The organism is Pseudomonas sp. URMO17WK12:I9, assembly GCF_900230165.1.
Classification (GTDB): Bacteria; Pseudomonadota; Gammaproteobacteria; order Pseudomonadales; family Pseudomonadaceae; genus Aquipseudomonas; species Aquipseudomonas fulva.
In genome coordinates, this window is sequence record NZ_OCMQ01000011.1 from 68,601 (window position 1) to 82,534 (window position 13,934).

Consider the following 13,934-nt stretch of genomic DNA (forward strand, 5'->3'; position numbering starts at 1 on the left):
CGACCAGCGGCCATTCGCAACGAACGTTTCCCACGATGCGCGGCGCTGCTGTATGCTACGGCGTTCACTCCCGATGACACCGGAGTGCCGGACGCAGCGAGGTTCGCTGCCTGGAAAGGTCTCCTCTCTCTCAGCCAAAAGTAGCCATGCACGAACAATACACGCCCCGTGATATCGAAGCCGCCGCCCAGACGTTCTGGGACGAGCAACAATCGTTCGCTGTTACCGAACAGCCAGGCAAGGACACGTACTACTGCCTGTCGATGTTCCCGTACCCGAGCGGCAAGCTACACATGGGCCACGTGCGCAACTACACCATCGGCGACGTGATTGCCCGCTACCAGCGCATGCTGGGCAAGAACGTCCTGCAGCCGATGGGCTGGGACGCCTTCGGCATGCCCGCCGAAAACGCGGCGATGAAGAACAACGTCGCCCCGGCCAAGTGGACCTACGAAAACATCGACTACATGAAGACCCAGCTCAAGAGCCTGGGCCTTGCCATCGACTGGGCCCGCGAGGTCACCACCTGCAAGCCCGACTACTACCGTTGGGAGCAGTGGCTGTTCACCCGCCTGTTCGAGAAGGGCATCATCTATCGCAAGAACGGCACCGTTAACTGGGACCCGGCTGACCAGACCGTGCTGGCCAACGAACAGGTCATCGACGGGCGCGGCTGGCGCTCCGGCGCGCTGATTGAAAAGCGCGAAATCCCGATGTACTACTTCCGCATCACCGACTATGCCGATGAGCTGCTGGAAAGCCTCGACGAGCTGCCGGGCTGGCCTGAACAGGTCAAGACCATGCAGCGCAACTGGATCGGCAAGTCCCGCGGCATGGAAGTGCAGTTCCCGTACGATCAGGCCAGCATTGGCCACACCGGCACGCTGAAGGTCTTCACCACTCGCCCGGACACGTTGATGGGCGCCACCTACGTGGCGGTCGCCGCCGAGCACCCGCTGGCCACCCAGGCGGCCCAGGGCAACCCGCCGCTGCAGGCCTTCATCGACGAGTGCAAGGGCGGCAGCGTGGCCGAAGCGGACATGGCCACCCAGGAAAAGAAAGGCATGGCCACGTCCTTGCTGGTCGAGCACCCGCTCACCGGTGAGAAACTGCCGGTCTGGGTCGCCAACTACGTGCTGATGCACTACGGCGACGGTGCCGTCATGGCCGTGCCAGCCCACGACGAACGCGATTTCGAGTTCGCCCGCAAGTACGACCTGCCGATCAAGGCCGTGGTGCGTACCAGTGCAGGTGACGAAGTGGGCGCAGAGTGGCAGGCCGCCTATGGCGAGCATGGCCAGCTGATCAACTCCGGCGAGTTCGACGGCCTGGATTTCGCCGGCGCCTTCGACGCCATCGAAGCGGCGCTGGTGCGCAAAGACCTGGGCAAGTCCCGCACCCAGTTCCGCCTGCGCGACTGGGGCATCAGCCGTCAGCGTTACTGGGGCTGCCCGATTCCGATCATCCACTGCCCGTCCTGCGGCGATGTGCCGGTGCCGGAAGACCAATTGCCGGTTACCCTGCCTGAAAACGTGGTGCCGGACGGTGCAGGCTCGCCGCTGGCACGCATGCCCGAATTCTACGAATGCAGCTGCCCCAAGTGCGGCACTGCGGCCAAACGCGAAACCGACACGATGGACACCTTCGTCGAGTCCTCGTGGTACTTCGCGCGCTATGCCTCGCCCAACTACGAAGGCGGCATGGTAGACCCCAAAGCGGCCAACCACTGGCTGCCGGTCGACCAGTACATCGGCGGCATCGAACACGCCATCCTGCACCTGCTGTATGCGCGTTTCTTCCACAAGCTGATGCGTGACGAAGGCCTGGTCACTTCGAACGAACCGTTCAAGAACCTGCTGACCCAGGGCATGGTCGTGGCCGAAACCTACTACCGGGTCGCCAGCAACGGCGGCAAGGACTGGTTCAACCCCGCCGATGTCGAAGTCGAGCGCGACGCCAAGGCCAAGATCGTCGGCGCACGCCTGAAGACCGATGGCCTGCCGGTTGAAATCGGCGGCACCGAGAAGATGTCCAAGTCCAAGAACAACGGCGTCGATCCCCAGTCGATGATCGAGCAGTACGGCGCCGATACCTGCCGCCTGTTCATGATGTTCGCCTCGCCGCCCGACATGAGCCTGGAGTGGTCCGACTCCGGCGTAGAGGGCGCCAGCCGCTTCCTGCGCCGCGTCTGGCGCCTGGCCCAGGCTCATGTCGCCCAAGGCCTGCCTGGCAAGCTGGAGGTTGCGACCCTGAATGACGCGCAGAAAGTGATCCGCCGCGCCATCCACGCCGCCATCAAGCAAGCCAGCACCGATGTAGGCCAGTACCACAAGTTCAACACCGCCATCGCCCAGGTGATGACCGTGATGAACGTGCTGGAAAAAGCGCCGCAGGCCACCGCGCAAGACCGTGCCCTGCTGCACGAAGGCCTCGAAGCCGTCACCCTGCTGCTGGCTCCGATCACGCCGCACATCTCCCACGAGCTGTGGAAGCAACTGGGCCATGACCAGGCCGTCATCGATGCCGCCTGGCCTGCAGTGGATGAAACTGCGCTGGTACAGGACACCGTGACCCTGGTGGTGCAAGTCAATGGCAAGCTGCGTGGCCAGATCGAGATGCCGGCCGCAGCCAGCCGTGAAGAAGTCGAAGCCGCCGCGCGCAGCAACGAGAATGTCCTGCGCTTCATCGATGGCCTGGCCATCCGCAAGGTCATCGTGGTGCCGGGCAAACTGGTCAATATCGTCGCCAACTGATGGCAACGCCCGTTCGCAGGCTCTGCGCACGGGCGGAACAGGCTCACGAGGGAGCAACAACATGATCAAACGCAATCTGCTGGTAGTCGGCCTGGCGGTCATGCTCAGCGCCTGCGGGTTCCAGCTGCGCGGCACGGGCACCAGCGAACTGAGCGTCAAGGAGATGGACGTCAGCGCGCGCAATGCCTACGGCCCGACCGTGGTTCAACTGCGCGAAGTGCTCGAGCGCAGCGGCGTGAACGTTCACGCAGGCGCACCGTACCGCCTGGTGCTGACCAACGAACAGGAGCGCCAGCGCGCCGTTACCTACAACAGCGGCAACCGCACGGCAGAATTCGAGCTGACCACCGAGCTGGACTATAGCATTCAGGGCCTGAACAACCTGGAGCTGACCAGCGACAAGGTCGAAGTGCGCAAGATCTATGTGCGCGACGCCTCGAACATCACCGGTTCCGAGCAGGATGCCAAGCGCGCCCGTGACGAGATGCGCCGCGACCTGGTGAATGCCATGATCGTGCGCCTGCAGAACCTCACCCCTGCCCAGCTCGATGAGCTGCAGCGCAAGGCCGATGAGCGTGCCAAGGCCGAAGCGGATGCGCTTGAAGCTGCGCGTCGCCAGCAGGCCGAGACACCTCAGCAGTCGCCACTGGAAGTGCCGGGCAACTGAGCCCGTGCAGGGCGCCGCCAGGCGCCCTGCCCCCCAATGCCATGAAACTCGCCCCCGCTCAACTCACCAAACACCTGCAAGGCTCGCTCGCGCCCGTCTACGTGGTCAGCGGCGATGATCCGTTGCTGTGCCAGGAAGCGGCCGACGCGATCCGCAGCGCCGCCCGCCAGCAAGGCTTCGACGAGCGCCAGGTGTTCAGTGCCGATGCCAACTTCGATTGGGGCACCCTGCTGCAAGCGGGTGCGAGCCTGTCGCTCTTCGCCCAGCGACGCCTGCTGGAACTGCGCCTGCCCTCGGGCAAGCCGGGCGACAAGGGTGCTGCTGCATTGCTGGAATACTGCGCCCGCCCTGCCGAAGACACGCTGCTGCTGATCAGCTTGCCAAAGCTCGATGCCAGCGCGCAGAAGACCAAATGGGGCAAGGCACTGGTCGAGGGTGATCACTGCCAGTTCATCCAGATATGGCCCGTGGACGCGCATCAGCTGCCTCAGTGGATCAATCAGCGGCTGCAACAGGCAGGCCTGAGCGCCCAGCGTGATGCCGTGGACCTGATTGCTGCGCGCGTGGAGGGCAACTTGCTCGCTGCCGCGCAGGAAATCGAAAAGCTCAAGCTGCTGGCCGAGGGCAATGTCATCACCCTGGAAACCGTCCAGGCTGCGGTGGCGGACAGCGCGCGCTTTGACGTCTTCGGGCTGGTCGACGCCATTCTCAAGGGTGAAGCCGCCCATGCCTTGCGCATGCTCGAAGGCCTGCGCGGCGAAGGGGTGGAGCCGCCGGTGATTCTGTGGGCCCTGGCCCGTGAACTGCGGCAACTGGCGGGCCTGGCCCAACTGTTCAGTCAAGGCGTTCCCCTGGACAAGGCCTTCAGCCAGGCCCGCCCGCCCATCTGGGACAAACGCCGCCCCCTGGTCAGCAAGGCCCTGCAGCGGTTACCTGCGCAACGCTGGCCGCAGCTGCTGCAGGACGCTCAGCGTATCGACGCCCAGATCAAGGGCCAGGCACAGGGTTCACCCTGGACGGGCCTGGCGCGCCTGGCGCTGCTGATGGCCGGCCAGCGCCTGGCGCTGCCTGCCCAATAACCGGTGCCCTGCCTGTAGCGCACGCGCTTGTTGGCCACCGCCGGCACGCCACCTCATGAAGCGGCCAGATCACGCTCACCCTATAAACAATCAATTGGCCTGACCCCGGCCAACCCTGCACAATGCAGCCTGCAATGTCCGAACACAGGAACCGCCTTCATGAGCAAAAAGCCGAACAAGCAAGGCCACAACAAGGCCAAGTCCATCGTCGCCCAGCCCCTGTTCCGTTGCCGTCAGGAACGACCGGAGAAAGGCAAGGGCAGCTACCGCCGCGAAGCCTTCCAATCGAGAGATTGGGAGGCTTCTTACTTTTTGGCGGCATGAAGGCATCCGTAGCGCAGGCATGATATGGTCATCACCTGACCTGCAGACCTGGACCTGTGCATGCTCTACCGTCTTTTTCCTCGCTGGGAAACCCGCCAGCTCGTTGCGGCCTCCAGCTTCATCCTGCTCGTTGCCTGTGCGGAAAAACCCACGGCAGCCGATGCATTGCCCCTCGCCCAGGCGCAGCCGGCCCCCGTCGTAAATGCACCTGGCAAGGCGCCAGACAGCAACCCAGATATCCAGCCGTCCCAAACCTTCGCCCAGTGGCAAGCAGGTTTCCGCCAGCAGGCCCTGCAAGCGGGCATTGCCCCCGACGTCTTCGACAAGGCGTTTCTCGACGTTACCCCCGACATGGACGTGATCAAGGCTGACCGAAGCCAGCCAGAATTCACCCGGCCAGTCTGGGAATACCTGGAAGGTGCCTTGTCGCCCCTGCGCGTACGCAACGGCAAAAGGCTGCTGGAGCAGAACGCCGAGCTGCTGACCCGTCTGGAACAGCGCTATGGCGTCGATCGCCAGATCCTGGTCGCGGTATGGGGCATGGAAAGCAACTTCGGCCAGTTCCAGGGCAGCAAGTCAGTGATCCGCTCCCTGGCCACCCTGGCCTATGAAGGGCGACGTCCACAGTTTGCGCATGACCAGCTGATTGCCGCCCTGCAGATCATCCAGCACGGCGATATCCAAGCCGACGCGATGCGCGGCTCCTGGGCCGGCGCCATGGGCCAGACCCAATTCATTCCGACCACCTACAACACCCATGCCGTGGATTTCGACGGCGATGGCCGCCGCGATATCTGGAACAGCACGCCCGATGCCTTGGCCTCCACCGCACATTACCTGCAAAGCTCAGGCTGGAAGCGTGGCCAACCCTGGGGGTTCGAGGTGCAGGTACCGGCAGGCTTCGATTATTGGCAAGCTGACGGGACCTCGCGCAAGCCTATCGCCGAATGGTTGGCCATGGGCCTGACACTGCCTGCCGGTACGCAGTTGCCAGCCGGTAGCAATGAGCTGCCAGCCGCCCTGTTACTGCCCGCTGGTGCGCGAGGCCCAGCATTTCTGGTTCTCGACAACTTCCGCGCCATTCTCAAGTACAACAACTCATCGGCCTACGCGCTGGCCGTCAGCCTCCTGAGCGATCGCTTCACCGGCTGGGGCTTCATCGCTGGCAGCTGGCCCAAGGACGACACGCCCCTGAGCCGCAGCGAGCGCATGGAGTTGCAGAACTTGCTCAATGCCAAGGGTTTTGATGCGGGTAACGCCGACGGGATCATTGGCGCCAACACCCGCAAGGCCATCCGTAACGCCCAGCAGGGCCTGGGCTGGCCAGCCGATGGTTATCCGACGCACAAGCTCCTGGAGAGCCTACGGTAGCCGTAGGCTTACGCTTACTGGCGATGGTGCGGGTCAGCTACCCCAGCAACGGTAATCGTCTGCCTGGGGTGGCCTTGGCGCCAGGCTCACGCCTGGAACAGCGCCTGCTCAAGCACCAGGCGCTGCCGTTCGCTGTCCAGCGTCACTCGGGCACCCAGCGGCAGGCAGATATTGGGGTCACAGTGTCCACTGCGCCACCCGGCCAGTACTGGTACGCCCAAGGGGCCGAACGTGTCGCGCAGCAGCGGTGCCAGCGCCGACGCGGTAATGCCAGCGAAGTCCCCTACCAGCACACCCTTGATACCTTCCAGCTTGCCGGCCAGCCGTAACTGCGTCAGCAGACGATCGACCCGGTACAACGGCTCGTTCACATCTTCGATGAACAGGATGCAGCCCTGGGTATCCAGCTCTGCCAAGGTCCCCAGGGTTGCACCCAGCATCGACAGGTTCCCCCCCATCAGCGGGCCACTGGCAAGGCCGGGGATGACGGTGTTCAAGGGGAACTGCGCCGGGTGTGTGATCGGGTCACCGGCTGCCAGGTGCCCGCTCAGCTGCGCCACCAGCGACGATTCGGTCGGTGCCTGCTTGCCCCCCAACAGGTCGGCGTTGAGCATGGCCCCGTGGAAGCTGATCATCCCTGTATGGCGGTAGAGCGCCGCATGCAAGGCGGTGATATCGCTGTAGCCGATCAAGGGCTTGGGGTGGTTTTGCAACAGCTCGAAATCGAGCCTGTCCAGCAGGCGCATACTGCCGTAGCCGCCACGCATGCACAGGACCGCGTCGATGGACGGGTCCCGGAAGGCGTCGTGCAGGTCCTGTAGTCGCTGCGCGTCGGCGCCTGCCAGGTAGCCCTCGGCCTGGGTCGCACCCGGATAGACCCGGCAGCGGTAGCCGCGCTCGGCGAACCACCGGGTCGCCTTGTGCACATCCAGACGCGCGGGGCCTGCCGGGGCAACCACGGCAAAACAGGCATCGGGCGCAATGGCCTTGCGCAGTGGCAAGGCAGAAGGTTCAACGCACTTCATCGGGCAACTCCATACGGCTTGTCCCGGACAGCTTACGGGTTGGCTGGCAGAAAAAAAAATGCCGATGCAGCCTTGCGGCGCATCGGCATTTCTCTATTCACGGTCAGATCAGAGCTTGATCTTGGCTTCGTGCGCTTGCTGGTCGGCGTGGTAGGACGAGCGCACCAGCGGGCCGGAAGCGACGTTCTTGAAGCCCATGCGATAGCCTTCCTCGGCGAACCAGGCAAAGGTGTCGGGGTGCACGAAGCGCTGCACTGGCAAGTGGCTGCGCGATGGCTGCAAGTATTGACCCAGGGTGAGCATGTCGATGTCGTGTTCGCGCATGCGGTGCATGACCTCGATCACTTCTTCGTCGGTCTCGCCCAACCCGAGCATCAGGCCGGACTTGGTGGGCACATGCGGTACCAGCTGCTTGAACTTCTGCAGCAGGTCCAACGACCAGTCGTAGTCCGAACCCGGGCGAGCGGCCTTGTACAGGCGCGGCACGGTTTCAAGGTTGTGGTTGAACACATCCGGCGGCTCCTGGGCCGTGATCGCCAGCGCCACGTCCATACGGCCCCGGTAGTCCGGAACCAGGGTTTCGAGCTGCACGCCTGGCGACAAGGCGCGGATTTCGCGGATGCAGTCGGCAAAGTGCTGGGCGCCGCCATCGCGCAGATCATCACGGTCAACCGAGGTGATGACCACGTACTTCAGGCGCAGGTCGGCAATGGCCACCGCAAGGTTCTTCGGCTCGTCCAGGTCCAACGGCTTGGGACGGCCATGCCCCACGTCGCAGAACGGGCAGCGCCGGGTGCAGATGTCGCCCATGATCATGAAGGTGGCGGTGCCGCCCGAGAAGCACTCGCCCAGGTTCGGGCAGGAGGCTTCTTCGCAGACGCTGTGCAGCTTGTGCTTGCGCAGCAGTTGCTTGATGCGGTCTACCTCGGGCGAGACCGGGATACGCACGCGGATCCAGTCAGGCTTCTTGGGCAGCTCGTCGGTGGGGATGATCTTGACCGGGATGCGCGCGACCTTGTCGGCGCCTCGCAGCTTGACCCCGGCTTCGACCTTTTTGGGGGCGGAACGCGCAGTAGCGTCCTGGGTTGGGATCAGGTTCGGCACGGCTTCTTGCACAGTAGTCATATTCAGTCGATTCCGCCCGTGAGGGTCGTCTGCTCTGCGTAGTCGAGGTGCTTGACCAGCTGTTCGCGCAGCCTTGTCCTGACCTCGTCGAGTTCGATCGGGCCTGCCAGGTCACGCAGCTGGGTCATCGCCAGCCCCGCATAACCGCAGGGGTTGATTCGGCAAAAGGGCGCCAGGTCCATGTCCACGTTCAAGGCTAGGCCATGAAAGGAGCGGCCGTTGCGGATACGCAGGCCGAGCGAAGCGATCTTCGCGCCGTCTACATACACACCCGGTGCATCGGGCTTGGCAGCGGCCTGCACCGCGTAGCCATCGAGCAGGGCGATCAGGCTGCGCTCGATGCGGCTGACCAGGTCGCGTACGCCGAAGCCCAGGCGGCGTACATCCAGCAGCAGATAGGCCACCAGCTGGCCTGGCCCATGATAGGTCACCTGGCCACCCCGGTCGGTCTGCACCACGGGAATATCGCCCGGCACCAGCAGGTGCTCGGCCTTGCCAGCCTGCCCTTGCGTGAAGACCGGCGGGTGTTCGACCAGCCAGACTTCATCCTGGGTATCGGCAGTGCGCTGCTCAGTGAAACGCCGCATGGCCTCGAGCACCGGTTCATAGGGCTGCAGGCCAAGTTCGCGGACACCGAGGCAGCCGGGCATCAGAGCACCATTTTCACGATGCCGGTGGCACGCAGGGCGCTGTTGATATCGTGGAGCTGATTTTCGCTTTCGGCCACGATGTGCAATTGCACAGTGGTGTACTTGCCTTCCTTGCTCTGGCGTTCGGCCAGCGTGGAAAGATCGACCTTGGCGTGTTTGCTGAGCACTTCGATCACGGTGTCCTTGAAGCCGACACCGGTGTCACCGATGACCTTGATCGGGTAATCGGCACAGGGAAATTCGATTTTGTGAGACTTGACGTCTGGTTCGCTCATGGCGGAAACGGCCTCGCAAGCCGTGGCAACAACAACACCCCCGCGATCACGCGGGGGCGTGCAGGTCACGTGTCAGTTGAACAACCCGTAGAAGAATAGACGGATGCTATCCCACATACGGCGGAAGAAACCACCTTCCTCGACGCCATCGAGGGCGATCAGGTCGGCGCTGTGAACCACTTTGTCGTCCAGTTTGACTTCAACCTTGCCGATCACGTCACCCTTGGCGATGGGGGCGGTCAGTTGCGGGTTCATGGTCATCGAAGCCTGCAGGCGCTTGAGCTGGCCCTTGGGCATGGTCATGGTCAGGTCTTCGGCAAGGCCGGCCTTGACTTCGCTGGTGGCGCCTTTCCAGACCGGAGCCTTGGTCAGCTCGGTGCCCTTCTGATAGAAGGTCTGGGTTTCGAAGAAGCGGAAGCCGTAGGTCAGCAGCTTCTGGGTTTCGGCAGCGCGGGACTGCTCGCTGTTGGTACCGAACACCACGGCGATCAGGCGCTGGCCGTCACGTACGGCCGATGCCACCATGCAGTAGCCAGCCTCTTCGGTGTGGCCGGTCTTCAGACCGTCCACGGTCTTGTCACGCCACAGCAGCAGGTTGCGGTTAGGCTGCTTGATGTTGTTCCAGAAGAACTCTTTCTGCGAATAGATGGCGTAGTGAGCCGGGTCGACGTTGATGATCGCACGGGCCAGGATCGCCATGTCGTGAGCAGAGGAATAATGCTCCGGGTTCGGCAGGCCAGTGGGGTTCATGAAGTGACTGTTGGTCATGCCCAGGTCGGCAGCGGTCTTGTTCATCATGTCGGCGAAAGCGTCTTCGCTGCCGGCGATGTGCTCGGACAGGGCGACGGAAGCGTCGTTGCCGGACTGGATGATGATGCCGTGCAGCAGGTCGCTGACGGTCACCTGGCTGCCCACCTTGATGAACATGCGCGAACCGCCGGTGCGCCAGGCGTTTTCGCTGACGGTCACCGGGTCGTTTTCGCCGATCTGGCCACGGCGGATGTCCAGCGTGGCGATGTAGGCGGTCATCAGCTTGGTCAGGCTGGCTGGCGGAAGACGCTCGTCACCGTTGTTCTCGACCAGCACGTTGCCGCTGGACGCGTCCATGAGTACGTAGGACTTGGCTGCCAGTTGAGGCGGCGCGGGCGTCATCTGCTCGGCCGCGAAGGCCACCGGGGTGAGCAGGAGCAATACGGGCAAGCAAAGTCGTTTGGCAAGGTTGGTGATGTTCATCCGTCTCTCGAAAATCGCTAATGGTCTGGAGATGTTTTCTGGGCAAGCACACGGCCCAGCACCGGTCAGTCTAGTTATTGGCCTGGGGCCTGGCCCGGCAACGTGCGACAGGGTGCCGCTGCGGGCAAAACCGGCATTGTACATGGCTGGGCCTGTCAATTCATGACAAAACCGCCACTTTGCACCGCTCTTGTCCATAGGTGGACCCCACCCGCAGGCTGTTCATAGCGTGCGCGAGGGGTCAGTCACCCTGTCGGGACGCCTGGTCAGTCAGCTGTGACCAACTTGGCCTGCCCCAGGTTCGCCAGGCGGATGCTGTTCTGCGCCTGCTGGACTTCACCCTCGCTGTTGATCGGCCCCAGGCGTACGCGATGCAGCGTCTGCTGGTTGCGTACGATCGAGCTGATGAACACCGGTGCGCTGACCATGCTGCTGAGCTTGGCGCGCAGCAGCTCGGCCGCATCGGGGTTGGCGAATGCGCCGACCTGCAGGAAGCTGCCGCCAGTGCCGGCAGGCACGTTGTTGCCACCGACCTGCACCGGCACCACCGGCGCCGCATGCTGCTGCGGCGGTGGCGTCCACTGCTCTACCCGACCGGAGCTGGCCGGGATCGCCTGGGTCTGCGCCACCTGGGGCTCCTTGAGCACCATGGGCGGCGTCTGGCCGCGTTGAGCCCACCATTGCTGGGGGTCGATGCCTTCGACGCGCACATGGGCAGTACCGATCTCGGCGTAGCCCAGCTTCTTCGCCGCCGCATACGACAGGTCAATGATGCGATCGGAATAGAACGGGCCGCGATCGTTCACCCGCAGGATGACGCTGCGACCGTTGGCCAGGTTGGTCACCTTTACATAGGCGGGCAATGGCAGCGTCTTGTGCGCGGCACTCATGCCGTACAGGTCGTACAGCTCGCCGTTGGCGGTGTTCTGACCATGGAACTTGGTGCCATACCACGACGCCGTGCCCTCGGCGCGGTAGTTGCGCGCATCCTGCATCGGGTAGTAGGTCTTGCCTAGGACGGTGTAGGGGTTGGCCTTGTAGTTGCCGGTGTGCAGGGTGGGCGTGGCATCGGGGATCTTGTTGACGTCCACATCCCACCACGGCGCACCGTCCTTGTGGGCACGGTTGATGTCCAGGCCGGGCTGGCTGCGCACCACGCTCGCGCCGCTGGAACTCTTGGGCGCCGGGCGGCTGGAGGAGCAACTGACCAACGCCAGGCCGATGGCGGCGCAGGTGACCAGCTTGAAGGAAGTGGTAGAGAAAATTGCGCGCATTAGTTGACGCCCCGTGCTTGGACCAGCTGTTGCGCAAGCTGATGCACCGCCATGGCATACATCACGCTGCGGTTGTAGCGAGTGATCGCGTAGAAATTCTTCAAGCCCACCCAGTACTCGGGGCCGTTCTCACCCTCCAGGCGGAAGGCCGTGACGGGCAGATCATCGCGCAGCGAATCATGAACCGACCAGCCAAGGGCACGCAACTCCCCGACCGTGCTGGCCGGCTCGATACCGGTGGTCAGGCCTTGATCGGCGCGCTCGCCCTGCACGGTGGCGCGGCTGACCACGCTCTGCCCGGCCATCCAGCCATGGCGCTTGAAGTAGTTCGCCACGCTGCCGATGGCATCATCGGGGTTGGTCCAGATGTTGATGTGCCCATCACCGTCGAAGTCCACGGCGTAGTTGCGAAAGCTGCTGGGCATGAACTGCGGCAGCCCCATGGCCCCGGCATAGGAGCCCTTGAGGGTCAGGGGATCGAGTTGTTCTTCACGGGCCAGCAGCAGGAACTCACGCAGTTCCTTGCGGAAGAATTCGGCGCGTGGGGGATAATCGAAGCCCAGGGTGGACAACGCGTCGAGCACTCGGAAGTTGCCCGTGTTGCGCCCGAAGAAGGTTTCAACGCCAATGATCGACACGATGTATTGTGCCGGCACCCCATATTCCTGCTCGGCCCGCGCCAGCACGGCTTCGTGCTGGCGCCAGAAGTCCACGCCCCGCGCAATGCGCGCGTCGGTGAGGAACATCGGGCGGTACTCCTTCCAGGGTTTGACCCGTTCGGCTGGCCGCGAAATCGCATCGAGGATCGATTGCTTGCGCTGCACTTCACGGAACACGCCCATCAGTTGTTCTGGGGCAAAACCATGGTCGCGGCTCATCTGGCCAACGAATTCGGCCACCTGGGGCGAGTTGTCGTAGTCGCCGGCCTCGGCCAGCTGTACAGCGCCAAACAGGCTCACCGCACCAAACCACGGCGCACAACGGGTAGCCCAGTTACGCACTGCTTGCATGTAATTGTTCACCTTATTCAAACCTGTGCGATCCACTTTCGATGCGTGTGGATCGACATCAGAACGCCAAACGCTGACAGCAGCGTCACCAATGAAGTTCCGCCATAGCTAATGAAGGGTAAGGGCACGCCGACGACGGGCAGAAGGCCACTTACCATCCCGATATTGACGAATACGTATACGAAGAATGTCATGGTCAAGCTGCCAGCGAGCAGCTTGCCGAACAATGTCTGTGCCTGCGCCGTGATCATCAGGCCACGCCCGATCAGCAGCAGGTACACGATCAGCAACAGGCAAATGCCCACCAGGCCGAACTCCTCGCCCAGCACGGCGATGATGAAGTCGGTGTGGCTTTCAGGCAGAAAGTCCAGGTGCGACTGCGTGCCCAGCAGCCACCCCTTGCCAAATACGCCGCCAGACCCAATCGCCGCCTTGGACTGGATGATGTTCCAGCCCGTGCCCAGCGGGTCGCTCTCCGGGTCGAGGAAGGTCAGCACCCGCTGCTTCTGGTAGTCGTGCATCACGAAAAACCACATGGCCACCGCCACGGGCACCGTTGCCGCCAGCACGCTGAGAATCCAGCGCCAGCGCAGGCCGCCCATGAACAGGACGAAGGCACCGGAGGCCAGAATCAGCAACGCCGTCCCCAGGTCCGGCTGGCGCACGATCAGAATGAAAGGCACGCCAATCAGTACCAGGCTGATGGCCACGTGCTTGAGGTGCGGCGGCAGGGTGCGCTTGGACAAGTACCAGGCGATGGTCGCCGGCATGATGATCTTCATGAACTCGGAGGGCTGGAAGCGAATCACCCCGGGTATGTTGATCCAGCGCGTTGCACCCATGGCGTTGTGGCCCATGACGTCCACCACCACCAGCAGCAATACCCCGGTCAGGTACGCCAGTGGCACCCAGCGCGCCATGAACCGTGGCTCGAGCTGGGCGATGACGAACATCGATACCAGGCCGATGCCAAACGAGGTGGCCTGCTTGAGCAACAGGTCCCAGTTCTTGCCGCTGGCCGAATACAGCACGAACAGGCTGCCCGCGGCCAGGGTCAGAAGGATGATCAGCAGGGGACCATCGACGTGGATGCGCTGCAGGAAGCTGGCGCGCCGACGCATCACATCCTCGCTGGAGAGCATGCGATC

At 63.3% G+C, this 13,934-nt stretch carries 13 protein-coding genes; 5 read left to right on the forward strand and 8 right to left on the reverse strand.

All coding sequences use genetic code 11. The annotated features are described in order from the left end of the window. Positions 1 to 146 precede the first annotated feature (146 nt). The 5 genes from leuS (at position 147) to CRP40_RS18735 (ending at position 6,194) form a co-directional block, all read left to right on the forward strand. Complete coding sequence (gene leuS, locus CRP40_RS18715; protein ID WP_027915250.1) at positions 147 to 2,753, forward strand: leucine--tRNA ligase; 2,607 nt, start codon at positions 147 to 149, stop codon at positions 2,751 to 2,753. Positions 2,754 to 2,814: 61 nt separating this feature from the next. Then, a complete protein-coding gene (gene lptE, locus CRP40_RS18720; RefSeq protein ID WP_027915251.1) occupies positions 2,815 to 3,420 on the forward strand; it encodes an LPS assembly lipoprotein LptE in 606 nt (201 codons plus the stop codon). Between the two features lie 41 nt (positions 3,421 to 3,461). Beyond that, positions 3,462 to 4,499, forward strand: coding sequence for a DNA polymerase III subunit delta (gene holA, locus CRP40_RS18725; protein WP_023534580.1), 1,038 nt, complete (start codon positions 3,462 to 3,464; stop codon positions 4,497 to 4,499). Positions 4,500 to 4,658: 159 nt separating this feature from the next. Further along, positions 4,659 to 4,823 carry an alternative ribosome rescue factor ArfA gene (arfA, locus tag CRP40_RS18730; RefSeq protein WP_027915252.1) on the forward strand — a complete coding sequence of 55 codons (165 nt, stop codon included), beginning with the start codon at positions 4,659 to 4,661 and terminating at the stop codon, positions 4,821 to 4,823. Between the two features lie 60 nt (positions 4,824 to 4,883). After that, positions 4,884 to 6,194 (forward strand): lytic murein transglycosylase, encoded by a 1,311-nt coding sequence (locus tag CRP40_RS18735; protein ID WP_027915253.1) that lies wholly within the window; start codon positions 4,884 to 4,886, stop codon positions 6,192 to 6,194. An 86-nt stretch (positions 6,195 to 6,280) separates the two neighbouring features. On the opposite strand, the gene CRP40_RS18740 is transcribed toward CRP40_RS18735, so the two are convergent. The 8 genes from CRP40_RS18740 to rodA all read right to left on the reverse strand — a co-directional run bounded on the left by CRP40_RS18740 (position 6,281) and on the right by rodA (position 13,907). Further along, the gene (locus CRP40_RS18740) at positions 6,281 to 7,219 is read right to left on the reverse strand and encodes an LD-carboxypeptidase (protein ID WP_027915254.1); all 939 of its coding nucleotides are present in this window, start codon (positions 7,217 to 7,219) and stop codon (positions 6,281 to 6,283) included. Between the two features lie 108 nt (positions 7,220 to 7,327). After that, positions 7,328 to 8,344 carry a lipoyl synthase gene (lipA, locus tag CRP40_RS18745; protein WP_027915255.1) on the reverse strand — a complete coding sequence of 339 codons (1,017 nt, stop codon included), beginning with the start codon at positions 8,342 to 8,344 and terminating at the stop codon, positions 7,328 to 7,330. A gap of 2 nt (positions 8,345 to 8,346) precedes the next feature. Then, entirely contained in the window at positions 8,347 to 8,994 is a 648-nt protein-coding gene (lipB, locus tag CRP40_RS18750; protein WP_027915256.1) for a lipoyl(octanoyl) transferase LipB, read from the reverse strand. Further along, positions 8,994 to 9,269: a DUF493 domain-containing protein gene (locus CRP40_RS18755; RefSeq protein WP_027915257.1), complete on the reverse strand. Its 276-nt coding sequence runs from the start codon at positions 9,267 to 9,269 to the stop codon at positions 8,994 to 8,996. The genes lipB and CRP40_RS18755 overlap by 1 nt, the downstream gene beginning before the upstream one ends. Before the next feature lie 72 nt (positions 9,270 to 9,341). Further along, positions 9,342 to 10,502, reverse strand: coding sequence for a D-alanyl-D-alanine carboxypeptidase family protein (locus tag CRP40_RS18760; protein WP_023534573.1), 1,161 nt, complete (start codon positions 10,500 to 10,502; stop codon positions 9,342 to 9,344). 266 nt (positions 10,503 to 10,768) lie between these two features. Continuing rightward, positions 10,769 to 11,776 (reverse strand): septal ring lytic transglycosylase RlpA family protein, encoded by a 1,008-nt coding sequence (locus CRP40_RS18765; protein ID WP_027915258.1) that lies wholly within the window; start codon positions 11,774 to 11,776, stop codon positions 10,769 to 10,771. Continuing rightward, positions 11,776 to 12,786, reverse strand: a complete 1,011-nt coding sequence (gene mltB, locus CRP40_RS18770; RefSeq protein ID WP_027915259.1) for a lytic murein transglycosylase B — start codon at positions 12,784 to 12,786, stop codon at positions 11,776 to 11,778. The genes CRP40_RS18765 and mltB overlap by 1 nt, the downstream gene beginning before the upstream one ends. A gap of 17 nt (positions 12,787 to 12,803) precedes the next feature. Further along, complete coding sequence (rodA, locus tag CRP40_RS18775) at positions 12,804 to 13,907, reverse strand: rod shape-determining protein RodA (protein ID WP_042139378.1); 1,104 nt, start codon at positions 13,905 to 13,907, stop codon at positions 12,804 to 12,806. Positions 13,908 to 13,934: the final 27 nt, after the last annotated feature.

Excerpts from the sequence above, each read along its gene's own strand:
- arfA (WP_027915252.1), top strand. The coding sequence starts at position 4,659 with ATGAGCAAAAAGCCGAACAAGCAAGGCCACAACAAGGCCAAGTCCATC.
- CRP40_RS18755 (WP_027915257.1), bottom strand. The coding sequence starts at position 9,269 with ATGAGCGAACCAGACGTCAAGTCTCACAAAATCGAATTTCCCTGTGCC.
- CRP40_RS18765 (WP_027915258.1), bottom strand. The coding sequence starts at position 11,776 with ATGCGCGCAATTTTCTCTACCACTTCCTTCAAGCTGGTCACCTGCGCC.
- lipB (WP_027915256.1), bottom strand. The coding sequence starts at position 8,994 with ATGCCCGGCTGCCTCGGTGTCCGCGAACTTGGCCTGCAGCCCTATGAA.
- mltB (WP_027915259.1), bottom strand. The coding sequence starts at position 12,786 with ATGCAAGCAGTGCGTAACTGGGCTACCCGTTGTGCGCCGTGGTTTGGT.
- lipA (WP_027915255.1), bottom strand. The coding sequence starts at position 8,344 with ATGACTACTGTGCAAGAAGCCGTGCCGAACCTGATCCCAACCCAGGAC.
- lptE (WP_027915251.1), top strand. The coding sequence starts at position 2,815 with ATGATCAAACGCAATCTGCTGGTAGTCGGCCTGGCGGTCATGCTCAGC.
- CRP40_RS18735 (WP_027915253.1), top strand. The coding sequence starts at position 4,884 with ATGCTCTACCGTCTTTTTCCTCGCTGGGAAACCCGCCAGCTCGTTGCG.
- CRP40_RS18740 (WP_027915254.1), bottom strand. The coding sequence starts at position 7,219 with ATGAAGTGCGTTGAACCTTCTGCCTTGCCACTGCGCAAGGCCATTGCG.
- holA (WP_023534580.1), top strand. The coding sequence starts at position 3,462 with ATGAAACTCGCCCCCGCTCAACTCACCAAACACCTGCAAGGCTCGCTC.
- rodA (WP_042139378.1), bottom strand. The coding sequence starts at position 13,907 with ATGCGTCGGCGCGCCAGCTTCCTGCAGCGCATCCACGTCGATGGTCCC.
- leuS (WP_027915250.1), top strand. The coding sequence starts at position 147 with ATGCACGAACAATACACGCCCCGTGATATCGAAGCCGCCGCCCAGACG.
- CRP40_RS18760 (WP_023534573.1), bottom strand. The coding sequence starts at position 10,502 with ATGAACATCACCAACCTTGCCAAACGACTTTGCTTGCCCGTATTGCTC.